Source organism: Acinetobacter sp. 2JN-4, assembly GCF_003687745.1.
GTDB classification, from domain to species: Bacteria; Pseudomonadota; Gammaproteobacteria; order Pseudomonadales; family Moraxellaceae; genus Acinetobacter; species Acinetobacter halotolerans.
In genome coordinates, this window is sequence record NZ_RDNY01000009.1 from 116,856 (window position 1) to 139,712 (window position 22,857).

The 22,857-nt window shown below is 42.3% G+C and carries 24 protein-coding genes; 15 read left to right on the forward strand and 9 right to left on the reverse strand.

The features are described from left to right. Positions 1-157: 157 nt before the first annotated feature. Together EAH57_RS13040 and EAH57_RS13045 are read left to right on the forward strand one after the other, a co-directional pair. Positions 158-865, forward strand: a complete 708-nt coding sequence (locus EAH57_RS13040) for an FKBP-type peptidyl-prolyl cis-trans isomerase (RefSeq protein WP_004667945.1) — start codon at positions 158-160, stop codon at positions 863-865. A gap of 59 nt (positions 866-924) precedes the next feature. Next, the gene (locus tag EAH57_RS13045) at positions 925-1,608 is read left to right on the forward strand and encodes an FKBP-type peptidyl-prolyl cis-trans isomerase (protein ID WP_121930428.1); all 684 of its coding nucleotides are present in this window, start codon (positions 925-927) and stop codon (positions 1,606-1,608) included. A 57-nt stretch (positions 1,609-1,665) separates the two neighbouring features. On the opposite strand, the gene murJ is transcribed toward EAH57_RS13045, so the two are convergent. Beyond that, positions 1,666-3,216 (reverse strand): murein biosynthesis integral membrane protein MurJ, encoded by a 1,551-nt coding sequence (gene murJ, locus EAH57_RS13050; protein WP_171407466.1) that lies wholly within the window; start codon positions 3,214-3,216, stop codon positions 1,666-1,668. A gap of 73 nt (positions 3,217-3,289) precedes the next feature. Then, positions 3,290-3,871 (reverse strand): 1,6-anhydro-N-acetylmuramyl-L-alanine amidase AmpD, encoded by a 582-nt coding sequence (gene ampD, locus EAH57_RS13055; protein ID WP_121930460.1) that lies wholly within the window; start codon positions 3,869-3,871, stop codon positions 3,290-3,292. A gap of 144 nt (positions 3,872-4,015) precedes the next feature. On the opposite strand from ampD, the gene nadC reads away from it, so the two are divergent. Then, positions 4,016-4,861 (forward strand): carboxylating nicotinate-nucleotide diphosphorylase, encoded by an 846-nt coding sequence (gene nadC / locus EAH57_RS13060; RefSeq protein ID WP_121930430.1) that lies wholly within the window; start codon positions 4,016-4,018, stop codon positions 4,859-4,861. Here nadC and EAH57_RS15980 read toward each other — a convergent pair. The 6 genes from EAH57_RS15980 to EAH57_RS13080 all read right to left on the reverse strand — a co-directional run bounded on the left by EAH57_RS15980 (position 4,858) and on the right by EAH57_RS13080 (position 10,861). Further along, entirely contained in the window at positions 4,858-5,028 is a 171-nt protein-coding gene (locus tag EAH57_RS15980; protein WP_171407464.1) for a hypothetical protein, read from the reverse strand. The genes nadC and EAH57_RS15980 overlap by 4 nt on opposite strands. Before the next feature lie 236 nt (positions 5,029-5,264). Further along, complete coding sequence (locus EAH57_RS13065) at positions 5,265-7,445, reverse strand: phosphocholine-specific phospholipase C (RefSeq protein ID WP_121930431.1); 2,181 nt, start codon at positions 7,443-7,445, stop codon at positions 5,265-5,267. A 24-nt stretch (positions 7,446-7,469) separates the two neighbouring features. Continuing rightward, positions 7,470-7,613, reverse strand: coding sequence for a hypothetical protein (locus EAH57_RS15985; RefSeq protein ID WP_171407467.1), 144 nt, complete (start codon positions 7,611-7,613; stop codon positions 7,470-7,472). Between the two features lie 146 nt (positions 7,614-7,759). Further along, positions 7,760-8,476, reverse strand: coding sequence for a ribonuclease PH (rph, locus tag EAH57_RS13070; RefSeq protein ID WP_121930432.1), 717 nt, complete (start codon positions 8,474-8,476; stop codon positions 7,760-7,762). A 124-nt stretch (positions 8,477-8,600) separates the two neighbouring features. Further along, positions 8,601-9,791: a fatty acid desaturase family protein gene (locus EAH57_RS13075; protein WP_121930433.1), complete on the reverse strand. Its 1,191-nt coding sequence runs from the start codon at positions 9,789-9,791 to the stop codon at positions 8,601-8,603. A 29-nt stretch (positions 9,792-9,820) separates the two neighbouring features. Further along, positions 9,821-10,861, reverse strand: a complete 1,041-nt coding sequence (locus EAH57_RS13080; RefSeq protein ID WP_121930434.1) for a ferredoxin reductase — start codon at positions 10,859-10,861, stop codon at positions 9,821-9,823. Between the two features lie 313 nt (positions 10,862-11,174). Between EAH57_RS13080 and EAH57_RS13085 the strand changes: the two genes are divergently transcribed. After that, positions 11,175-11,825, forward strand: coding sequence for a TetR family transcriptional regulator (locus EAH57_RS13085; protein ID WP_121930435.1), 651 nt, complete (start codon positions 11,175-11,177; stop codon positions 11,823-11,825). A 106-nt stretch (positions 11,826-11,931) separates the two neighbouring features. Beyond that, positions 11,932-12,567: a TetR/AcrR family transcriptional regulator gene (locus EAH57_RS13090; RefSeq protein ID WP_121930436.1), complete on the forward strand. Its 636-nt coding sequence runs from the start codon at positions 11,932-11,934 to the stop codon at positions 12,565-12,567. Between the two features lie 54 nt (positions 12,568-12,621). Here the strand turns inward: EAH57_RS13090 and EAH57_RS13095 are convergent, their stop codons facing one another. Continuing rightward, positions 12,622-13,242, reverse strand: a complete 621-nt coding sequence (locus EAH57_RS13095; protein ID WP_121930437.1) for a thiol:disulfide interchange protein DsbA/DsbL — start codon at positions 13,240-13,242, stop codon at positions 12,622-12,624. 169 nt (positions 13,243-13,411) lie between these two features. Here EAH57_RS13095 and ubiG point away from each other — a divergent pair, with 169 nt between their 5' ends. From ubiG to EAH57_RS13145, 10 genes are all read left to right on the forward strand, one after another. After that, positions 13,412-14,125 carry a bifunctional 2-polyprenyl-6-hydroxyphenol methylase/3-demethylubiquinol 3-O-methyltransferase UbiG gene (gene ubiG, locus EAH57_RS13100; RefSeq protein WP_121930438.1) on the forward strand — a complete coding sequence of 238 codons (714 nt, stop codon included), beginning with the start codon at positions 13,412-13,414 and terminating at the stop codon, positions 14,123-14,125. Further along, a complete protein-coding gene (locus EAH57_RS13105) occupies positions 14,125-14,823 on the forward strand; it encodes an HAD family hydrolase (protein WP_121930439.1) in 699 nt (232 codons plus the stop codon). The genes ubiG and EAH57_RS13105 overlap by 1 nt, the downstream gene beginning before the upstream one ends. 27 nt (positions 14,824-14,850) lie before the next feature. Continuing rightward, positions 14,851-15,597, forward strand: a complete 747-nt coding sequence (locus EAH57_RS13110) for a YciK family oxidoreductase (protein ID WP_121930440.1) — start codon at positions 14,851-14,853, stop codon at positions 15,595-15,597. A 176-nt stretch (positions 15,598-15,773) separates the two neighbouring features. Continuing rightward, positions 15,774-16,154 (forward strand): RcnB family protein, encoded by a 381-nt coding sequence (locus EAH57_RS13115; protein WP_121930441.1) that lies wholly within the window; start codon positions 15,774-15,776, stop codon positions 16,152-16,154. Between the two features lie 111 nt (positions 16,155-16,265). Continuing rightward, positions 16,266-17,621 (forward strand): amino-acid N-acetyltransferase, encoded by a 1,356-nt coding sequence (gene argA / locus EAH57_RS13120; RefSeq protein WP_121930442.1) that lies wholly within the window; start codon positions 16,266-16,268, stop codon positions 17,619-17,621. 307 nt (positions 17,622-17,928) lie between these two features. Then, the gene (locus EAH57_RS13125) at positions 17,929-18,921 is read left to right on the forward strand and encodes a sulfonate ABC transporter substrate-binding protein (protein WP_121930443.1); all 993 of its coding nucleotides are present in this window, start codon (positions 17,929-17,931) and stop codon (positions 18,919-18,921) included. 67 nt (positions 18,922-18,988) lie between these two features. After that, positions 18,989-19,969 carry a sulfonate ABC transporter substrate-binding protein gene (locus EAH57_RS13130; protein ID WP_121930444.1) on the forward strand — a complete coding sequence of 327 codons (981 nt, stop codon included), beginning with the start codon at positions 18,989-18,991 and terminating at the stop codon, positions 19,967-19,969. A 17-nt stretch (positions 19,970-19,986) separates the two neighbouring features. Next, the gene (gene ssuD, locus EAH57_RS13135; RefSeq protein ID WP_121930445.1) at positions 19,987-21,162 is read left to right on the forward strand and encodes an FMNH2-dependent alkanesulfonate monooxygenase; all 1,176 of its coding nucleotides are present in this window, start codon (positions 19,987-19,989) and stop codon (positions 21,160-21,162) included. Then, a complete protein-coding gene (ssuC, locus tag EAH57_RS13140) occupies positions 21,159-21,962 on the forward strand; it encodes an aliphatic sulfonate ABC transporter permease SsuC (protein ID WP_121930446.1) in 804 nt (267 codons plus the stop codon). The genes ssuD and ssuC overlap by 4 nt, the downstream gene beginning before the upstream one ends. A gap of 13 nt (positions 21,963-21,975) precedes the next feature. Beyond that, a complete protein-coding gene (locus tag EAH57_RS13145; protein ID WP_121930447.1) occupies positions 21,976-22,776 on the forward strand; it encodes an ATP-binding cassette domain-containing protein in 801 nt (266 codons plus the stop codon). Positions 22,777-22,857 lie beyond the last annotated feature (81 nt).

Here is a 22,857-nt window from a genome sequence, read left to right on the forward strand (position 1 = left end):
GCTTTTTTATACTTATTTTGAAAATATAAGAAAACCGAATAAACATAAACCCTATAAAAAATACACGCATTTTTCAGATCTGTTATTCAATGCTGAAGCTTAGACATGCTAAGATCAGTGCCATATTTTTTACTAAAATCTCACCTTTGGACATCTCATGAGTAAAGCTTTACCTGTTATTGTCGCAGCCGTTTTAGGCGGAGCAGCCCTTATACCGATTTATTATGCAACTCAACACCCTACTACTGAACTTGGCGCAAAAGCAGACAAAAATGCAGGGCCGGGCGCAAAAATCAGTTATGCTTTAGGTTATGAAGTTGCGAAACAAACGCCACCAGAATTAGAAACAGCTGCTTTCATCACTGGTTTCCGCGATGGCCATGCAGAAAAACCTGCTGCCTACACCGAGGAAGAACTACAAGCTGCTTATGTAGAATTCCAAAAAGAATTACAGCAAAAACAAATCGAAGCAACCCAGAAAGCAGAAGCAACAGGTAACTCCTTCTTAGCTGAAAATGCAAAAAAAGAAGGCGTGAAAACCACAGCCTCAGGGTTGCAATATAAAATTATTACAGCAGGAACAGGTAAACAACCAACGGCTGCGTCTGTGGTCAAAGTTCATTATAAAGGTCAATTGACCGATGGCACTGTGTTTGATAGTTCATATGATCGTGGTGAACCAATCGAGTTCCCGCTCAATCAAGTCATACCTGGCTGGACTGAAGGCTTACAATTAATGAAAGAAGGCGGTAAGGCAACACTTTATATTCCTGCCAACTTAGGTTACGGCGAACAAGGTGTGCCTGGTTCTATTCCACCGAATAGTACATTGGTTTTTGATGTCGAACTCATCGCAGTAAAATAACAGATATAGGGAGAGCATGTGCTCTCCCTTATTTTTGCAAAAGCACTTTGGAAGAAATAATGAAAAAATTAAGTCTTATTTTAATGACATCCGTGATGGGTACTGCTTATGCAGCATCGATTACTTTAAAAAGCCCACAACAAGAGCAGTTGGGTTATAGTTACGGTTATTTAATGGGTAAAGGCAATGCCAATACCCTGAAAGATTTGGATATTAATGCATTCGTGCAAGGCTTAAAAGAAGCGACACAGGGAAAAGTAGCATCTTTGACTGATGAAGACATGGCAAATGTGCTTAATCAATATAAAAAACGTATAGAAGCAAAGCAACTGGTTGAATTTCAAGAGATCGCTCAAAAGAATGATCAAACAGGAAAAGCCTTTCTCGCTGAAAATGCGAAAAAGGCCAATATTGTAACCACCAGATCAGGTTTACAGTACCAAGTCATTCAAGCGGGCAAAGGTAAATCACCGAGAGCGAGCTCTACGGTTAAAGTCAATTATGAAGGGCGTTTACTTGATGGGACCGTGTTTGATAGTTCGATCGCACGCAACCATCCTGTCGAGTTTCAATTGAATCAAGTAATCGCAGGTTGGACTGAAGGCGTTCAAACCATGAAGGTAGGTGGTAAAAGCCGTTTCTTTATCCCAGCCAATCTCGCCTATGGTGAGGTGGGTGCTGGTGATGGAATTGGTCCAAATAGCACCCTGATTTTTGATATTGAATTACTGGAAATAAAATAATTTAAAATCCCCCTTCGAGCTGCGACAACCGCAGTTCAAAGGGGGAAACGTTCAAATTCAATGCTTTAAATGTCTCGGTTTAAATCCTGTTAGCAATAATCCGACAACATACGCCACGACACCAAGCACACACAAACCAGCAACTTCAGCCACACGTAGCCATTGAGAAATATCACCTTGATACCACGTAAGGCCATACCATAACGCTAAAATCATGATGAGATTGGCCACTGCAAACTGGAATGCCAGTTTTTTCCAATGCGCGCCAAAGCGATAGATATTGCGTTTGTGTAAATAGAAATAAAGTAGACCTGCATTGACCAAAGCTGAACCTGAAGAGGCCATAGCCAGTGCCATATGCTCTGCTTGCCAACCATTTAACTTAAAGATACCAATAAATATCACGTTTAAAATCGCATTGGTCGCCACGGCGATTAACCCGACCCGTACTGGTGTTTTGGTGTCTTGCTGAGCATAGAAACCCGGGGCAAACACCTTAATCAACATAAACGAGATCACACCAGCACTCATACACTGCAAGGCCAAAGCAGTCATTTGTGTATCTTCTAACGTAAATTCACCACGTTGAAACAGCGCTTGAATAATCGGTGTGGACAGCATAAATAAAGCAATACTGGCTGGAATCCCCACCAGCATGATGATTTTAGCAGCCCAATCCAACATACCTCTAAATTTACTTTGATCTTGTTCAGCATGGCGTGCTGAAAGTGATGGCAGGATCACCGTCCCGATCGCAACCCCAATCAATCCCAGTGGTAGTTCAGTCATACGCTCTGCACTGTATAGCCATGACACCGAGCCATCCTGCATAAAGGATGCCCAAATCGTATTCAGCAATAAGTTAATTTGCGTGACGGATACACCAAATAAAGCAGGTAACATTAACTTTAAAATACGATTCACACCCTCATGTTTAAAATCAACTTTAGGTGGTATCAGTAAATTTTTCTTCCATAGCTCAGGAATTTGAATGGCCAGTTGCAAAACACCAGCAACCACCACGGCCCATCCAAGCGCCATGATCGGTTCTGCCATATAGGGAGTTAGCCACCACGCTCCTGCAATCATGGCAATATTCAGTAATACTGGAGCAAATGCAGGTGAAGCAAATGAACCATAACTATTTAGAATACTGCTGGCAAAAGCCGTCAGTGACATAAACATCAGATAAGGGATAGTTAGACGAAACAGGTCAACAGCAAGGTTAAACTTCTCAGTATCACTATGGAAACCGGGCGCATAGATATAAATAATCACAGGTGCAGCAACCATCGCCACAAAGGTGAGCAATGTCATTGCGGTCAGCAAGCAACCAAAAACACGACTAATTAGAATTTGAACTTCTGCATGGGTGCGACTGGTTTTATATTCCGTCAGAACAGGAATAAAAGCTTGAGAAAATGCCCCTTCAGCAAACAAGCGCCGAAAAAAGTTGGGAATACGAAAAGCAACCACAAAGGTGTCAAAATCTTTGCCCGCCCCAAATACATTCAACAACACGATATCACGTACCAATCCCAGAACTCGGGATAACATCGTCATTGCACTGACAATTATTGTCGATCGCCACAATGCCATCGCACTCACCTACGGCTTATCTTTCAAAAGCGTTATTGTAATGAAAGTAAAAATAGATTTCGTTGTGAAATCATAAATTCGATCATGTTTTTTTAGAGTTTGCCTGAATCGCTAGCAAACGACGGAACAACGACCAATCAAAGTGTAAACCTGGATCTGTTTTACGTTTAGGTGCAATATCAGAATGACCTGCAAGATGATTTTGGATTTTGGGATAAGCTTGACGTAATATCTGTACCACCTCGACCAGTGACTGATACTGTTCAAGTTCAAACGGCAAATCATCACTCCCCTCTAGCTCAATGCCAATCGAATAATCATTGCATTCTGGTTGGGCTAAATAACTGGAACGGCCTGCATGCCAAGACCGGTCATTAAAATTGACAAATTGAATCACTTCGCCTGTGCGTAAAATCAGCAGATGCGCTGAAACTTGCATACCTTCGATGGTTTGAAAATAAGGATGTACCGACCAATCTAGCTGATTCTGAAAGAATTGTTGAATATAACCCCCACCAAATTGAGATGGTGGCAAGCTGATATTATGAATCACGATCAATTGAATGTCCGTCTCTGCAGGACGTGCATTAAAGTTAGGTGAAGCAATTTGCGTTGCACCTTGTAATATTCCATCTCGAACTTGAGCAAATCTAGATTGCGGCATTGTCACTCGAATCAGCAATTTAATATTAATATTTTCCATTCTGACATGCTTTATTCGCAATAATCGAGATCAAATACTTATTTTTTACGAGGACGATGCTAATATAATGCACACGTTTTTTGGTCAGAATATACTGGAAATGCTATGAGTATTCCTCAATCTTTGCTTGAACAATCTATTCAAATCAATATTCAACAAGCATTACAAGAAGATATTGGGGACGGCGACATTACCGCCATGCTTTCACCTGCGGATGAACAAGCTACAGCCACCATTATCACGCGTGAGAATATGGTTTTGGCAGGTCAACCTTGGGTTAACGCTTTAATTCAGGCTTTTGACAGCTCAGTACAAATCACGTGGTTAAAACAAGAAGGTGATGTGGTTACAGCCAATGAAGCCTTTTTAAAACTTGCTGGTTCGGCACGTAGTTTGTTAACAGTGGAACGCCCAGTTTTAAACTTTGTACAAACCCTTTCCGCTGTGGCGACCAAAACAGCCAGCTACGTGAAACAGCTCGATGGTTTACACACCAAATTGCTTGATACCCGTAAAACACTTCCGGGTTTGCGTATCGCGCAGAAATATGCCGTTGCCGTAGGTGGTGGTCAAAATCATCGTCTTGGTTTATTTGATGCCTTTTTGATTAAAGAAAATCACATTATGGCGGCTGGTGGTATTGTTCAAGCGATTGCTCAAGCCCATCAGATTGCACCTGGAAAACCCGTCGAAGTTGAAGTTGAAACGTGGGATGAACTTAATCAAGCACTTGAAGCAGGTGCTGATATTGTGATGTTGGATAATTTCAGCCAACAACAAATGATTGATGCAGTGAAGCATGTTGCGGGGCGTTGTAAATTAGAAGCCTCTGGCAATATCACCATTGAAAATTTGCGTGAAGTTGCCAGCACAGGTGTGGATTACATTTCAATGGGTGTTTTAACCAAAGATGTTCGCGCTGTGGATTTATCTATGCGTTTTAATGCTTAAACCTGTTGGTCTTTTTGCTGCTGAGTCGATTGCGGCGAATCCAGTGCTTGAGATTCGGTCTCTTGCCATGCTGATTCCGCTTCAGTCGATTGGCTAGATCGTGGGTCAATCGCCATTAAAATAAAAGTGACGGCGGTGAGAAATATTAAAAAAACTTGTAACATCATTATCTCTTTTCTTGCAGTGTCCTCAATATAGCAAAGCAAAATGGGGCAAATTCGCATGCTCTGTTACAGTATGCAAAGGCTCAGTGTGCTTATGTTTAAGATATGAGTCGGATCAGCTTCCTCACTTGGCTATTGATTATTTTACTTTGTGTTTACTGATTCTTTTTTCGTTAACTTTTCAGCATAAGCAGCCTAGCATCCGTCTAGACTGCTTATTTCAAACCAATATAAAGCGCTTATGATTGAATAAAGCCCATATATGGATCAGAAATAGAATCTTCATTGGTTTCAATGCGCCCAGCAAAACGACGGCGATAACTTGGTTCGTTTTGAATGCTGACGGTGAAATCATACCATCCACCAAACTCAGACATATCCCAACTGAGTTCCTTTTCATTCGCCGCAGTTTCGATTTGCCATGTTTTATTGGATAAATAAGCATTGGCTGTCACAACCAACTGTGCCGTTTGTGCTGCATCATTCCGCACTTTCAAGAAAAGTTTGGAATCGCACTCCTCCATACACACGCGAATTTCTGGAAGTGCTCCTAACTGCGTGGCTTGTACCAAGTCCCCAGCAAAACTGCGATGGAAACCATTCGGTCCCAACACCCATAGGTCATATTGATGATCTTTAGTCTGCCAGACATCATCGAGTTGCTTCCCCGCTTCCACCATGTAACGGCGTGGGATCGCGTCTAAATTCAACTTGTCATAAACATGGAATACTGCAGCTTGTGTTCCTGTATTGGAGAACATTAATTTAACAGTTTTCGTGACCACATCGACTTTGGCACTGCTATGCAAAACATACGGCAATGCACGTGATGGTCGTATTCCCATGTCTTGAACAGGATAGGTTTGGCTTAAAGGACGACTGACCTGTGCCAAGCGTTCCTGAGCTTTACGAATCGCATCAACCTCTGTTTTTGTTTTCTTACCAGCTAAATCAGGCAAAGGTAAAAGATTTGGCGTTTTAAAGTTAAATGCTGAGCTTAAGTCCCCACACACCGCACGACGATACGGACTAATATTAGGTTCTTGTACATCAAAACATTGTTCCAAGAAACGAATCACCGAAGAATGATCAAATACTTGAGAATTGACCCAGCCACCACGACTCCATGGGGAAATAATGTACATCGGTACTCGAACACCGGGGCCGTATACACCCACGCCATTACTCACTTTTGGATCAGTAAAGTTTGGCTGTCCTGCTGAAGCTTTAGCATGCGTGGCATACTCATAGGACATCTGATCATCGCTTAAGGTGGATTTGCCATGTACTACACCTGAAGCATCCATCGAAGGTGCACTTGGCGAAGGTATATGATCAAAGAAACCATCATTTTCATCAAAATTGATTAAGAAAACTGTCTGACTCCATACTTCTGGATGCTCAGTTAACGCATTTAACGTTTCTTGGATATACCACGCTCCTTGAACTGGGCTAGACGGTCCAGGATGTTCGCTATAGGTTGCCGGTGCAATTAACCAACTTACTTGGGGTAACTGCCCATTGGCAATATCTTCTTTAAATGAACCCAAAAAACCACCATCTGGCATGGTATTGGCGATCCCTTTATACAAAGGCTGTGCGGCATCAATAGCCGGATCATAGGCGGGGCAAATGGTAATATTATTCACTGGTTTACCTGATAACACATTGGCACGACGGTATTGTTTAAAACCAGCCAAGGGATTGTCGGTAAAATTATCAGGCATGTTTTGATAGACCTTCCACGTTACACCCGCCTGTTGTAAGCGTTCAGGATATGTGGTCCAGTCATAGCCGACGGTGGATGGCCCGATTGAGTCCAAATCATTGACTACACTGGCAACATTTGCGCCTGTTGGGCCATTGGTTCCTGTCCAGATAAACATACGGTTTGAGTTGGTTCCTGTATGCATGGCACAGTGATATGCATCACACAGGGTAAAAGCATTGGCTAATGCGAATTGGAATTCCACCTCTTGTTGCTTGTAATAGCCCATTGACTGTGGCTGCTTATATTGCACCCAACTGCCCATCCGTCCATGATCCCAAGCATACTGACCATCTGTCCATGAATGGGGTGTGCCACTCACCCGCTGTGCATTGCCACGGCTACTGTCTAAATGATAGGGATAAACTTTATTTCTATTGGCATCATATTGTTCCCACACTGTACGACCTTGGCTTAAAGGAATGGTAAATCGATCACCAAAGCCACGTACCCCTTTTAACGTCCCAAAGTAATTGTCAAAAGAACGATTTTCTTGGGTCAAAATCACCACATGTTTAACGTCTTTAATGGTTCCTGTATCGACCTTAGCATCAATCGCGAGGGCTTTTTGAATACTCATTGGAAAACTGGTAAGTGCAGCGGTACCAAATAATGCTTTGGTTGAATTTAATAAAAAGTCACGACGGTTCATTAATTATTTCCTTATTGTTATTATTTAGGGTGCACAGTGAATAGTACAGTCTGAAGTTGGCGGTTTTGGATTTGGCGTGGTATTATTGTTATCGCCATTATCACTTTCATTACAAGCACTTAATAAGAAAAAACTACTGCTGAGTAACGCTAAGAGGACGTTTCGCATTTTACTATCCGTTAAATATCAGTGCAGATAGTCAATACAATATCAATGACAATACGATGATCATTTGATAGCAATTCGATGACAGAAAACCAGACAAAAAAAAGGCGGTCTAAAATTTACAGACCGCCCGCACTATCAACTGGAGCTTACCAACCGAGAGCTTGCTGTTGCTTCAGAATCAATTCAGCGATTCCTTTTTCAGCAATCTCTAACATGTCATTACACTGTTGGCGAGTAAACGGTTTATCTTCTGCCGTTCCTTGAATCTCAATAAATTCGCCCGCCTGTGTCATCACCACATTTAAATCAGTTTGGCAATTTGAATCTTCTTCGTAGCACAAGTCGAGGTGAACTTCGTCTTGATACATCCCTACCGAGATGGCTGCGACTAAACCTTTTAACGGGTCATGTTTAATCTTTTTATTACTTAACAACACATTCATGGCATCCACCAATGCCACGGCTGCCCCTGTAATCGCTGCAGTACGTGTACCGCCATCAGCTTGGATCACATCACAGTCGATCGTAATGGTATTTTCACCGAGTTTTTTCAGATCAACCATCGCTCTAAGGCTACGACCAATCAGACGTTGGATTTCCTGAGTACGGCCCGACTGTTTCCCACGCGCGGCTTCACGATCACTACGGGTATGGGTTGAACGCGGTAACATGCCATATTCTGCGGTTACCCAACCCTGTCCTTTTCCTTTTAAAAAGCGTGGAACCGAATTATCAATGCTAGCGGTACACAATACTTTGGTATGACCAAACTCAACCAGAACTGAACCTTCTGCGTAACGGGTATAATTACGGGTAATTTTTACCTCACGTAATTGGTCTAATGCTCTTTGGTCAATACGCATAACGATTCCTTAAAACGATGGCACAAATATAATTGCCCCATAGTATATCTCAATTACACGCACTTTCCCTTTTACTTATTGGTGACGAGCACCGCTTTATGGCTAAAACGATGCTCTATCTTGATTAAGCAGCTTTACCAAACATGCCTTTCACCGCAGCAGTAAAGGTACGTTTGGTCGCCACCAAACGATCTACCACATTGTCAGGCAATGAGTGCACCGCCAGACGTTTATACACACTCACGATCTGAGATCCAAAGGGAGCGGTATTGTATTGTTGACCATACTCTGCACAGACTTCACGTACTTTAGGTGCCATCTCGATATAACGGTTGGCAGGCACATCAGGGAACAAATGATGCTCAATTTGATGGCTCAAGTTACCACTCAAGAAATGCATGATTTTACCGCCAGTAAAGTTTGCTGAACCACGAATCTGACGTAAGTACCACTCTGCTTTGGTTTCATTATCAATGTTGTCAGTGATAATTTCAGAGTCTTCTGTGAAATGACCACAATAAATCACAGTCGATGCCCAGTAGTTACGGATCAAGTTGGCAAAAAAGTTACCAGCCAATACTGGCAAGAACATTGGGCCAGCAATCACTGGGAACAACACATAATCTTTACCAAACTGACGTAGCATTTTTTTACGTAGATTTTTAGATTCTACATATACTTCTTTCCAGGTTTTGGTGCCATCAAACAACACTTTTTCCATCTCTAGACGTTGCAAAGCCAATAGCCATTCAAAACCCGTCGATAAAAACAATCCCATTGGCACGTTGAACAAAAAGCGTGGTTCCCACTCTTGCTCACGGCTCATGCGCATCACACCATAACCGCTAATGTCATGATCCATGCCATACACATTAGTATAAGTATGATGCTTATAGTTATGGGTATATTTCCAGTCTTCACCGGTACACACCGTATCCCAGTCATAGGTTGCACCGTTAAGCGATGGATCGTTTAACCAATCAAACTGACCGTGCATCACGTTATGGCCCAATTCCATGTTTTCGACGATCTTAGACACACCCAACATCGCTGTACCAAGCAACCAAACAGGTGGAATCCAGCCACCGAACATCAACATGCCACGTGATGCAATTTCGGTGTAGCGTACAAAGTTACGTACTTTATAGATATAATCAGAATCTTCTTTGCCAATTTTAGCCATGGTTTCAGTACGGATGGCATCAATCTTACGGCCAAACTCTTGTACTTCTTCTGGTGTTAATGCACGGCTTGTGTTACTGCCAAATTTGATTGGAGGAATCGTTTTAGTCGGATTTACTGTCATCATGTTCATAATATTATACTCTATCTGTTCAATATGAATTAAAGGTCAATCTCAACGGGACTCACTGCTTCACTCACACACAATTTGATTTGCACATTGTTTTGGTTATCGATTTCACCTGTAAGTTGATTTTTCACTGCACCACTGATCTTGGTACAAACACAGGTATTACAAATCCCCATACGGCAACCAAAAGATGGTTTCAAACCCGCAGCTTCAGCACTGGCCAACAGATTGCCACGGCCTTCAAACTCTTGCATACTGCGACGGAAATTGACTGGTTGGATTTGAGCATCCACATCCATCGTCACTGGCAAGAAGCTTTCTTGCGTTAAACGGTCTAACCAACCACGTTTCGTCCAGATTTGACGTGTCGCTTTCATCAAACCTGGAGCAGCACACACATAGGTTTGGCATTGAACAGCATCGGCACACAAACGGTCCAAAGTTTCTTCATCAAAATAAGCAGGTTGTTCAGCACTATCGACAATAATGTGTAGGTTAAAGTGCGCATATTCTGCTGCTAGTGTTTCCAATTCAGTACGGAACGCTGGATCACGTGAGTAATAAATCAACGTCACAGGTTGATTTGAACGTGCTAATGCCTGTTTCGCAATCGGAATAATCGGCGTAATACCACTACCCGCAGATACCAAAAGAATCGGTTGTTTACCTTCTTCTGTATCAAAGTCTTTTAGCGTAAATTCGCCCATCGCCTGAGTAATTTCAATCACATCACCAGCACGTGCGCTGTTAGCTAAATAGTTAGATACACAACCTTGTTTTTTGATACCTAACACCAATTTGTCGTGACTTGGTGAACTCACCAAACTATACGCTCGTTGATGCTGCACACCATCAATACGAACCGTCACCATCACAAATTGACCAGGCTGATAGGTTGTAAATTTATTGTTACTGCTTAAAGTGACCTTGATCATTTCATCTGCAATAGGCTCAATCGCTTCGATTTTTGCCATAATGCGGCGCAAAGTCCACATCGGGTTAACCTTTGCAAGGATAAAATCAACGAAATCTTCTCTAACCCAATGTGGCTGATAGCTTAACTGTGCGCTCATAAGTTCCTCGTTTTGTATCTGGCTATTTATATTGAGTGAACAACTGTTCGTATAGTGAACATGTGTACACTATATTTATTTGTGTTCACTGAGTCAACACTTGTTCACTAATTTTTTGATTATTTTTTCTACTTTTTTTTAAATAATTAAAAAGAATGAAGAAATAAGTAAGGCATAGAGCACATTTAGCCATTACAACCAAGCCATTCATTTCAAAAGCCGAAGAATCTGTCTGATTTAGCAACCGATTAAGACTAAAAAAAACCTATTTTTTTTGCTAGACTCTACAGTATAAATTTTATGGATCTTATTCATGTCGATTAGAGATGAACGAAAACAACAGAGTCGTCAGGCTCTACTGGATGCAGCGCTCCATCTCAGCACGTCTGGGCGCTCATTTAGTAGTATTAGTTTGCGTGAAGTTGCTCGCGAAGTTGGTTTAGTACCAACCGCTTTTTATCGTCATTTCCAAGATATGGAGGCACTGGGGCAAGAGCTGGTTGATCAGGTGTCATTACATCTCAAGAGCTTGATTCATCAGTTGGGTCAAAGCTATCTAAAACACAGCGGCGCAGCTAAAACTCGCAACAGCATCGAACTTTTTGTACAAGCCGTGAATCATAGCCCACAACAGTGGCAGTTTATGATTGCAGAACGTTGGGGTGGCTCTGAAACGGTACGCATTGCTATCGCACGCGAGATTGAATTTCTGATTGAAGATTTGGCAGTTGATTTATACAAACTCGACACCTTTAAGCACATTAAAGAAGACAAATATCTACAAGTACTCTCAACCATCTTGATCAACATGTCATTTACGTGGGCGATGACGTGGATCAATCTACCTAAACAATTTTCGATTGATGATTTATTAGAACAACAAAATTTGTTTATTGAGAATGCAACCACTCAAGTACGGTTGTTGTTCCGGGGTATCTCTAACTGGGAACCACAAAACGCTTGATCATATCGACGCCACAGTTTGATATATAAAAGCATTGCTTAGCGTTATGATGCATTAGACAATAACGCGATGCCGTTTAGAACACTATGAGGAGCTTAAAAGCATCATGAATCCTGATCGTCATACTCAGTTCTTAATTCGTAAAGAAAAAATTTTACAGGTTGCTGAAAAGTTATTATTAGAAAATAACCAAGAAATGACCCTGGATGAACTGGTTGCCGAATTGGACATTGCCAAAGGTACCTTATACAAGCATTTCAGAAGTAAAAATGAGTTATTACTTGAACTTATTATTCAAAATGAAAAAGAAATTTTAAAAATTTCAGACCAATACCATACTGATATCAAAGAGTATGCGCCTCGCTATATGTTGCATCATCTCATGGCCCCTAGTCGTACTATTTTACTGCATCAGCTAGAAGAACACTTGACCATGACGGAGTCTAAGCTCAAGCATCTCTTTGATGAGCTGTATGCAATTCGTCAGCAACGTATTGTTTCACTCAAAGACATGACTGAGAAATATTTAAAATCACTGAATTATGATATGTCGATTCGTGATTATTTGTCCTATATCTGGTCACTGACCTATGGTGCAGCGCTTTTACTCAATTCGAGCTATTACCAGCGTTCGATCGGTTCCCGCGAAAAACTGATTAATCTATATATTAATCAGGCTTTGTCTTTACCGACCCAAACGGTGCAAATTGATTTAACTGCGTTCCAACAAGAACAACAATAAATGCAAAAAAGGACTGTTAATACAGTCCTTTTTTAGCTCTAAAGGATTGGTAATCTAGTTACCTTTACGCTCTTTTTCTAACAAATAATCAACTACTTGAGTGACTTTAGCATCTTCACCTTGTACTACATACTTACCGTTCACCACCACCGCTGGAACACCAGTCAACTGATATTGCTGTGCCAATTTATTTGACTCAGCGATTTTTGCAGTAATCGGGAACGAGTTAAACATGCTATTAAATTTCTGTTCTGGCACGCCATAACGCGCAAAGAATTTTGCTTGAGACGCTTGATCAAAAATTTGCTGACCACCGTCATGGATGGCATGGAAAAGTGGAATATGGGTCTTCTTACGCACGCCTAAAGCTTCAGACACATAGTAACCGCGAGCACCCTGTTCCCATACTTTATTCATAGCGGCTGGAGTACGCAGAAAATAAACATCTTTTGGAATTTTCTTTAACCAAGTTTGCATGTGTGGTTCAAGGTTAAAACAGTGCCCACATCCGTACCAAAAAAATTCGCGCACTTCGAGTTGACCAGCAGGTGCTACGGTCTTAACAGGATTTGCCACCACGGTATAATCTTTGCCTGCCACAAAATCTGCAGCCATTGCATTCATCGAAAATGAGATAACAGCGGTGCTTAAAACACCAAATACTAACTTTTTCATTGCCTTTGCTTTTCCTCTAAGCATTTTTCGTAAGTTTATATGCTAAATATAAAACAAACACGAACAATTCGTTTTGCTTCTGTGAAGTTTTTTATTCGATTTATCGCTTTTTTTTCTAGAATCGCTACACTAGGGTCAGATCATTATGCCAATAAATAGAGGTGACTCCATGTCGCAATTGAATGTTGACCCGCAAGAAATCGCAAAATTTGAAGCATTGGCTGCCAAATGGTGGGATCAACATTCGGAGTTCCGTCCACTGCATCAAATCAACCCATTACGTCTTAACTGGATTGATGAACGCGTCAGTGGCTTAGCCGGCAAGAAAGTCCTTGATGTCGGCTGTGGGGGTGGCATCTTGGCAGAAAGCATGGCGCGTCGTGGTGCAGATGTATTAGGTATTGATATGGGTGAAGCGCCACTTGCTGTTGGCCGCTTACATGCCCAACAAGACAATGTGCAAAACATTGAATATCGTCAAATACCTGTAGAGCAACTGGCACAAGAGCAAGCAGGTCAATACGATGTGGTCACTTGCATGGAAATGATGGAGCACGTACCAGATCCAGCGTCTATCGTAAAAGCCTGTCAAACACTGGTCAAACCTGGTGGACACGTGTTCTTCTCCACCATTAACCGTAATCCAAAATCCTATTTATTCGCGATTATTGGCGCGGAATATGTGTTGCGTTTATTGCCTAAAGGCACCCACGACTATCATAAATTCATTCGTCCATCAGAAATGGCACATGATATTCGTAATGCAGGTCTAAGCCTCAAAGAGATGACCGGCTTACATTACAACCCGATCACCAAACATTATTGGTTAGCGCCGAATGTTGACGTCAACTACATGGTTCACACCACGAATACAGGTGCGTAATGAAAGCTGTTTTATTTGATCTTGATGGCACACTCATCGACACCGCCGCAGATTTTATTCGTATTATTCAGCAGATGTGTCGGGATGAACACCGTCCAGTTGTAGACCCTGAAACCATTCGCACTCAGGTTTCTGAGGGGGCCCGTGCCATGGTGAAATTGGTTTATCCAGAATTGGATATTACTGATCCCGTGTTTCTCGCACACCGCCAACGCTTTTTAGATGTCTACGGCGAAAATATCGTGGTTGATACCAACCTGTTTGAAGGCATGTATCCTTTACTAGAAGAACTGGAAGCACATCAAATTCCGTGGGGCATAGTGACCAATAAACCCCGTGGTTTAAGTAAATTACTGCTCGCTGCCTTACAGCTGACAGAACGTTGTGCGGTGCTGGTTTGTCCTGAAGATGTCAGTAAAACGAAGCCTGATCCTGAACCAATGTATTTAGCAGCAAAGCAGCTCCAGCTCGATGCGAAAGACATTATTTATGTTGGTGATCATCCACGTGATATAGACGCAGGTCGCAACGCAGACATGTATACCATCTTAGCTGCCTATGGTTATTTACCGGTCGAATCACGAGATGATCTCGCCGCTTGGCAAGCAGATGCAGTTATTCAAACCGTCCCTGAACTTCATCAATTACTCAAACAGAAAATCACAGTGTTGTCAGAAAATCAGGGTATGATGAGTTAAATAAGCAAGATAACAGGAGGCATAACAATGAAATATTCAGAATATCAACCTCGTGCAGATTTACTTAAAGATCGTATCATCCTCATTACTGGTGCGGGTGATGGTATTGGTCGAGCTGCTGCGATGAGTTATGCCCTACACGGCGCAACGGTTGTATTACATGGCCGAACCCTTAACAAACTCGAAGTCATCTATGATGAAATCGAGGGTTTAGGCGCTCCACAACCTGCTATTTTGCCTTTGCAACTTTCAACAGCTTCTAGCCATGACTATGAGCTTTTAGTTGATACGCTACAACAACAATTCGGACGTTTAGATGGTATTTTGCATAATGCTGGTATGTTGGGCGATCGGGTTGAGCTGGCAAATTATCCTGTAGATGTTTGGGATGATGTGATGGCGGTGAATTTACGTGCACCCTTTGCTATGACTCAAGCGTTGCTGCCTTTACTCGAAAAATCTGAAAATGCTTCTGTGATCTTTACCAGTTCTGGTGTGGGTCGTGAAGCACGTGCCTTGTGGGGTGCTTATTCAGTTTCTAAAATCGCGACTGAAGCCATGAGCAAAATTTTTGCTTTAGAAAACAGTTATCCAAATATTCGCTTTAATTGCATCAATCCAGGTGGAACGCGCACCGCAATGCGTGCCAAAGCCTATCCAGATGAAGATCCTAAAGTATTGCCAACACCTGATAGCATCATGCCTGCTTATCTTTATTTGATGGGCGATGATAGTTTAGAGATGAATGGCCAAAGTATTGATGCGCAAAGTTAACAACTTGATCAGAACAATTCAAAACAACATTGCAAACTGACCTTAAACTTGCCTTTATGATCGAAACGAGGAGAGATGCTCCATATTATTAATGGAATACTGAATCGATCTTCACAGTTTCTCTGCATTTTTAAGGTACAGTTTTCACATGAGAGACATCCGATATTAGGTGCATCATGAAAAATTTTTTCATTATCTTAATCTTAAGTTCAACCACCCTGTTTAGCAGCATGGGCAGTTTTGCAGGTCCACGATTTGATCGTGATGATGATTCACGTGGTAATAAACATGGTCGAAATTTTGAACGTCCGGATAATGACAATCGTATGCGTGAACGTCGTATGCGTGAAGAACGTGGTGTAGAGCGATTAAAACAACATCGCTGGCAAGCAGGTTACGTCATGCCTCAACATTATCGAGGAAATGGTTATAAGATTGATTATAAAGACAATAATCTACCTAAGCCTGGGCGTGATCAACAATGGTACAAAATCAATAATGATTACATCTTAGTTAACTCAAATGATAATAGCATTGTGCGTATCATGGCTTTCTAGACGCTTTACGCTTGTTAAACCAAAGAAAATTGAACTGTTGTTTTAGGAATCGGTTTATCTTTTGGTTTTTTTAGTTAGAATCAGATTCATTGATGTATATCTGAGATCGACATGGCGAATCAAATCACTGAAACTTCACAAAGTACAACACAAGATTATGTACATTGGTTTCGCCATTCTGCACCATACATCAATGCGCATCGCCATAAAACCTTTGTGCTGATGTTTAGTGGTGAAGCAGTCCAACACCAAAATTTCCAACATATCATTCATGATATCGCACTCTTACACTCTCTCGGTATTCGCTTGATTTTGGTCTATGGTGCACGCCCGCAAATCAATCAGAATCTGGGTGAAAGAGAGATTGAAACACCTTTTCATCAAAATCGTCGCATAACCACCCGTGAATCATTACCTGCTGTGATGAACGCAGTGGGTTCTATCCGTTTAGAAATTGAAGCACTTCTTTCTATGGGGTTGGCAAACTCGCCAATGTACGGCGCTCGCATTGATGTCGTATCAGGTAATTTTGTCACGGCCAAGCCCTACGGTATTCGTGAGGGCGTTGACTTCCAATTGACAGGTGAAGTTCGTTCCATCGATACCGATGCGATTCAGCGGCATTTGGACAACCACAATATCGTATTATTGGGACCTACGGGTTACTCAACTACAGGTGAAGTTTTCAACTTATTGGCGGAAGAGGTAGCAACCAAAACGGCGACTGCCTTAAATGCGGATAAGCTGATTTTCTTGGGTGAAAAACAAGGCCTGATGAATGAAAAGCAACAATTATTACGTGAGTTAAGCCCTCGCCAACTTGAATCCTATATCCAACAATATCAAGCACGCTATCCAGAATTTTCCTTACATCTCAAACAAGCACAGCAAGCCTCTTTGTCTGGCGTACATCGCGTACATTTGATTTCTTATACCTACGATGGCGCGTTGATTGAAGAACTCTTTACCCGTGATGGCATAGGAACCATGATCACCGATGCACATTATGAAGAAGTGCGTATTGCCAATATCAACGATGTCGGTGGCTTAATTAATTTACTTCGCCCACTTGAGCAAGAAGGAATTTTGGTTTATCGCTCTCGCGAATTGCTTGAAAGTGAAATCGAGCAATTTGCAGTAATTGAACGCGATGGAATGATCTTGGCATGTGCAGCACTCTACCCGATTTCATCGGCAGAAAATGAAACGCGTTCAGCTGAAATTGCCTGCGTTGCCGTGGACTCTAGCTACCGTAAATCCAATCGTGGCAGTCAAATCCTGCAATTCTTAGAAAACAAAGCCAAACAACAAGGGATTCAACAGTTATTCGTACTCACGACACGAACAGCGCACTGGTTTTTAGAACATGGCTTTGTACCCGCTCATATTGATGATTTACCCAATGCGCGCCAAGCCCTATATAACTACCAACGTAACTCGCTGGTGTTTAAAAAAGTACTGGTCTAATGAACCTGAAGATATTTTTATTTCTGATAAAGATATCTCCAATTCATCATGATTTCTGTTTAACAACGACAAGAACATCGATCCACTTGATCTACAAAAATAATAAAAATTAATTAAAACAATATTTTAATAAATTAAAAATGATTTCCTGTTATTCCATCTAAAGATAAGATTATTCGTTCTTCTTTTTTGCACTTTTCATCATAAGTAATGCCCGATTATTTATTTTTTATGCATTAAAAAAAGTTTTAGCTTGGTTGCTCATCTTATTGAAGTCTTTTTTGATTTTTCGGGGAGCAGCACCAACATGACCAGTCCTATTCATCGCTCATGGGCAACATACACTATTCTGGCAGTAGGTCTTGCCAGCGTGATCGGGATTGCAGGTTGTGCAAAAGAAACTGAGCAGCAAGACACCACAAAACAACAGACCACAACATTAAGCATCGGCTTTCAAAAATATGGCATCTTGCCGATTGTTAAAGCAAAAGGTGAATTAGAAAAAAGTCTTGCTGCTCAAGGTGTCCATGTCAAATGGGTTGAATTTCCTGCGGGTCCCCAGCTTTTAGAAGGTCTCAATGTTGGCAGTGTAGTTTTTGGTGAAGCAGGTGAAGCGCCCCCAATTTTTGCGCAAGCTGCCAATCCAAACTTGGTCTATGTTGCCAATCAACCTCCTGCTCCGACTGCCGAAGCGCTCATTGTGCAAAAAGACTCGACTATTCGATCCATACAAGATCTCAAAGGGAAACGTATTGCGCTCAATAAAGGCTCAAATGTGCATTACCTATTACTCAAGCTTTTAGAGGCAAATAAACTCAGCTTAAATGACATTCAACCCGTCTATCTTCCACCCTCCGATGCCCGCGCTGCCTTTGAAAAAGGTGCGGTTGATGCTTGGGTGATTTGGGATCCTTTCTTCGCAGCTGCACAACATCAAATTCATGCACGTGTGATTGCAAGCGGTGAACATTTGGTCAATAACCATCAATTTTATTTAGCAGATCGTAAATTTGCGGAAAGTCACCCTGACGCACTGAAAACGCTGGTCAGTACCCTCAATCAAACCACAAATTGGGTTAAAAACCATCCTGACGATGCAGCAAAATTATTAGAAAAACCGACTGGACTGGGGTTTGATGTTTTAAAAACCTCTATTTCACGTATGGGATTTGGCGTTCAGCCCATTTCTGCACAAGTCGCCAAAGAACAGCAGTATGTTGCCGATGCATTCTTTGCTCAGAAACTCATTCCAAAGCAATTGGTGATTCAAGATGCTGTACTTAAAAATGAAGTGAAATAAATTGCAGCTCCGACAATGTCCACAACCACATTGACTAGTCCGTCAAAAGCAATATAAGGAAATCTCAATGCAATATGCTCCACCGAACAAGAGTGATTGGTTTAAACATTTAAAATATCTATTGGTGATAACTAGCTTGAGTGCAGCATTTAGCAGTTCAGGTTGGGCGATTGATCCTACCGTTAAAGAACTGCGGATTGGTTTTCAAAAAAGCTCCATTAACTTTGCAATTGCCAAACAGCAAAAATTATTCGAGCAGGAGTTTCCAAATGCCAAAATTAAATGGAACGAATTTCCAGCAGGACCACAAATTTTGGAGGCATTAGCCGTTGGTTCTCTGGATATTGGGGTTACGGGTGATACACCACCGGTCTATGCACAGGCAGCAGGCAAACCTTTATATTACTTCGCTTATGAGGCAGCCAAGCCACTTTCCTCCGCGCTTCTAGTACCGAAGAATTCAACACTCAAGCAACTGAAAGACCTGAAAGGCAAACGCATAGCTCTACAAAAAGGTTCAAGCTCACATTATTTGCTGGTGCAGGCTGTCCGTAAGGCAGGCTTGAAATGGAGCGATATTACGCCGATCTGGCTAACACCTGCTGACGCACGAGCTGCCTTTCAAAAAGGTGCAGTGGATGCTTGGGCAATTTGGGATCCTTACTATGCTTCAGCCCAATTGGAAGATCAAGCTCGGGTGCTGGCAACAGGCAACGGCTTGAGTCCCAATTATACCTTTTATCTAGCCGCACCGAGCTTCATACAGAAGCATCCCAAAGCGACGTTAGGCTTGATCAAGCAAATCAATGTAGCAGACAAATGGGTACAGGCGCATCAGGTGGAAACCGCAAAGAGCATTGGACAGAGTACAGGTCTAAACACCTCCACCAGTGAACTGTTTATTAAACGTCGCCCTCGTCCATCCGCAGCCGCTCCCCTCAACAGCAAAGTCATTGCGGAGCAACAACAATTAGCAGACATTTTTACCCAGCAAGGCCTTATTCCCAAATCGATCAATATCAAACAGGCAGTTTGGCTCGCTCCATAACTTATAGGAACATCGACATGAATATTTTCTGGTTTATCCCCACTCACGGTGACAGTCGTTATTTAGGTACCAGTAAGGGTGCTCGTCAGGTCGATCATGCTTATATGAAACAAATTGCCGTTACAGTCGACCATTTAGGTTATGCCGGTGTTTTGATTCCTACGGGTCGTTCTTGTGAAGACCCGTGGATCACGGCGGCAAGCTTAATCGATGCAACCAAACAACTTAAATTCCTCGTTGCATTACGTCCAGGGATCACCACAGCTTCACTTGCTGCACGCATGGCAGCAACTTTTGATCGTTTGTCGAATGGTCGTATTCTCCTCAACCTTGTTACGGGCGGAGATGAGCAAGAACTAAAAGGTGATGGTCTGTATGAAGACCACAGCACTCGTTATCAGACAGCTTCTGAATATGTAAAAATTTGGCGAGAAATTCTCACTCGCTCGCATACGGGTGAATCATTTACTTTTCACGGCGAACGTCTCAGTGTCGATGATGCCAAACTACTCTACCCACCCGTACAAAAGCCTTATCCACCTTTATGGTTCGGTGGCTCATCAGACGCGGCAACTGAACTTGCCACTGAGCAAGTGGATACCTATTTGACTTGGGGTGAACCGCCTGCTGCGGTGAAAGAAAAAATCGAACACCTACGTGCAAAAGCGGCGGCTAAAGGACGTACGCTGAATTATGGTATTCGCTTACATGTCATCGTCCGCGAAAACAATGAACAGGCTTGGGCTGCTGCGGATGAATTGATCCAATACCTTGATGATGAAACCATTGCCGCAGCACAGAAAAAATTTGCACAAATGGATTCTGTTGGGCAACAACGCATGGCTGCGCTACATGGGGGCCGTAAAGATCAGCTTGAAGTCTCACCTAACCTTTGGGCGGGTATTGGTCTAGTTCGTGGGGGTGCAGGAACCGCGTTAGTAGGTGATCCTGAAACCATTGCGGCACGTATCCAAGAATATGCTGATTTGGGGATTGATACCTTTATCTTCTCTGGCTACCCACATCTAGAAGAATCAATTCGGTTTGCTGAATTGGTGTTCCCATTACTGCCGCTTAAAACCCGAGAGAAACTCGCACAGCCGCATTTAACAGGACCATTTGGTGAAATCATTGCCAATAACTATGTGCCTGAGGTCAAACAACCCAGAAAAGTGATTAAGGAGAGCGTATGAGTGCACAGACGCTATTCAATAATGTTTCACGTGGAACACAAAAAATAGGCAAAAGTTTATTGCCTTGGCTGTTTCCAATTTTACTGGTTCTAATTTGGCAAGCAGCTTCTAGTTCTGGCTTATTACAAAGTCGAGTTCTACCTGCTCCTACAGCTGTCGTGAGTGCTTTTTGGCATTTATTGGTCAGTGGTGAGCTTTGGCAACACGTCAAAGTTAGTGCTGGTCGAGCGTTGTTGGGTTTGTTGATTGGGGGTGGCTTGGGGCTGATTTTAGGACTGTTAAATGGTTCATCGCGGATTGCTTCGACCTTACTTGATACCACCTTACAGATGATCCGTAACATCCCTGCACTGGCACTGATTCCATTGGTGATTTTATGGTTCGGAATCGATGAAACGGCCAAACTATTCTTGGTTGCTGTTGGTGTATTTTTCCCAATGTATATCAATACCTACCACGGTATTCGCTCAGTCGATCCTCAACTGATTGAAATGGGTAAGAGTTACGGACTCAATCGTTGGCAACTCTATAAAGACATTATTTTACCCAGCGCAATGCCTTCTATTTTGGTCGGGCTGCGTTTTTCTTTAGGGTTGGTTTGGGTCTTGCTCATCGTGGCGGAAACCATTTCAGCGCAAGCAGGAATCGGCTATATGACCATGAATGCACGCGAGTTTTTACAAACTGATATCGTATTGGTCGGCATTTTACTCTACGCCTTGCTGGGCAAATTAGCGGACGTATTGGCACAAGCTTTAGAACACTATTTATTACGCTGGCATGCAGGCTATCAAAAATAAAAAGGAGAAGAATATGAGTAACTTAAATTTAAATTTCTTTGATGACAGTTTAATCCAACCTGTGGCTGAGCCAGAAACGCCAACCGCTCCCGCAAATGGTGCAGACATTCTGATTGAACAACTCTATAAGTTTTATGGCGAGGTCAAGGTTTTAGAGGATTTAGATCTAAATATTCAAGCTGGGGAATTTGTTGCCATTGTAGGACGTAGTGGTTGCGGCAAAAGCACACTACTGCGTCTGATTGCCCAACTGGAAAAACCAAGTTATGGTGAAATTAAATTCCAGTCGGCACGTAACTTTCGGGAAGGCATCACCAGTGCCGATATTCGAGTGATGTTTCAAGACCCTCGCTTGCTGCCATGGAAGAACATCTTACAAAATGTACAATTAGGTTTAACCAAGACCCAGCATCATCTTGCAGAAACACTTTTAGCAAAAGTCGGTTTAAAAGACAAAGCGATGCAGTGGCCCGCACAACTTTCTGGGGGGCAGCGCCAACGGGCAGCTTTAGCGCGTGCCCTCTCCCATACGCCACGTATTCTGTTGCTGGATGAACCATTAGGGGCATTAGATGCATTGACTCGTTTGGAAATGCAAAAGCTCATTGAACAGCTGTGGAGAGAACAAGGCTTTACGGCGATTTTGGTCACCCATGATGTTAGTGAAGCAGTCCAACTTGCCGATCGGATTATTTTGCTCGATCAAGGACACATCGCTCACAACTTTCAGGTCAACCTGCCACGTCCACGTAAAAAAAGTATTGCGTTTGCACAACTCGAACAGCAAGTCCTTGATGCGGTTTTAGCCACCTAAAACCGCCTTATCAACATTAAAATGTTATTAAAACCATAAAATGCGAAGCGCTTGCCCTTCAATGCAGCCGGAATAATTTAC

Coding starts and splice junctions, on each gene's coding strand:
- EAH57_RS13040 (WP_004667945.1), top strand. CDS start 158: ATGAGTAAAGCTTTACCTGTTATTGTCGCAGCCGTTTTAGGCGGAGCA.
- EAH57_RS13045 (WP_121930428.1), top strand. CDS start 925: ATGAAAAAATTAAGTCTTATTTTAATGACATCCGTGATGGGTACTGCT.
- ampD (WP_121930460.1), bottom strand. CDS start 3,871: ATGCCGCAATCTAGATTTGCTCAAGTTCGAGATGGAATATTACAAGGT.
- nadC (WP_121930430.1), top strand. CDS start 4,016: ATGAGTATTCCTCAATCTTTGCTTGAACAATCTATTCAAATCAATATT.
- EAH57_RS15980 (WP_171407464.1), bottom strand. CDS start 5,028: ATGATGTTACAAGTTTTTTTAATATTTCTCACCGCCGTCACTTTTATT.
- EAH57_RS13065 (WP_121930431.1), bottom strand. CDS start 7,445: ATGAACCGTCGTGACTTTTTATTAAATTCAACCAAAGCATTATTTGGT.
- EAH57_RS15985 (WP_171407467.1), bottom strand. CDS start 7,613: ATGCGAAACGTCCTCTTAGCGTTACTCAGCAGTAGTTTTTTCTTATTA.
- rph (WP_121930432.1), bottom strand. CDS start 8,476: ATGCGTATTGACCAAAGAGCATTAGACCAATTACGTGAGGTAAAAATT.
- EAH57_RS13075 (WP_121930433.1), bottom strand. CDS start 9,791: ATGAACATGATGACAGTAAATCCGACTAAAACGATTCCTCCAATCAAA.
- EAH57_RS13080 (WP_121930434.1), bottom strand. CDS start 10,861: ATGAGCGCACAGTTAAGCTATCAGCCACATTGGGTTAGAGAAGATTTC.
- EAH57_RS13085 (WP_121930435.1), top strand. CDS start 11,175: ATGTCGATTAGAGATGAACGAAAACAACAGAGTCGTCAGGCTCTACTG.
- EAH57_RS13090 (WP_121930436.1), top strand. CDS start 11,932: ATGAATCCTGATCGTCATACTCAGTTCTTAATTCGTAAAGAAAAAATT.
- EAH57_RS13095 (WP_121930437.1), bottom strand. CDS start 13,242: ATGAAAAAGTTAGTATTTGGTGTTTTAAGCACCGCTGTTATCTCATTT.
- ubiG (WP_121930438.1), top strand. CDS start 13,412: ATGTCGCAATTGAATGTTGACCCGCAAGAAATCGCAAAATTTGAAGCA.
- EAH57_RS13105 (WP_121930439.1), top strand. CDS start 14,125: ATGAAAGCTGTTTTATTTGATCTTGATGGCACACTCATCGACACCGCC.
- EAH57_RS13110 (WP_121930440.1), top strand. CDS start 14,851: ATGAAATATTCAGAATATCAACCTCGTGCAGATTTACTTAAAGATCGT.
- EAH57_RS13115 (WP_121930441.1), top strand. CDS start 15,774: ATGAAAAATTTTTTCATTATCTTAATCTTAAGTTCAACCACCCTGTTT.
- argA (WP_121930442.1), top strand. CDS start 16,266: ATGGCGAATCAAATCACTGAAACTTCACAAAGTACAACACAAGATTAT.
- EAH57_RS13125 (WP_121930443.1), top strand. CDS start 17,929: ATGACCAGTCCTATTCATCGCTCATGGGCAACATACACTATTCTGGCA.
- EAH57_RS13130 (WP_121930444.1), top strand. CDS start 18,989: ATGCAATATGCTCCACCGAACAAGAGTGATTGGTTTAAACATTTAAAA.
- ssuD (WP_121930445.1), top strand. CDS start 19,987: ATGAATATTTTCTGGTTTATCCCCACTCACGGTGACAGTCGTTATTTA.
- ssuC (WP_121930446.1), top strand. CDS start 21,159: ATGAGTGCACAGACGCTATTCAATAATGTTTCACGTGGAACACAAAAA.
- EAH57_RS13145 (WP_121930447.1), top strand. CDS start 21,976: ATGAGTAACTTAAATTTAAATTTCTTTGATGACAGTTTAATCCAACCT.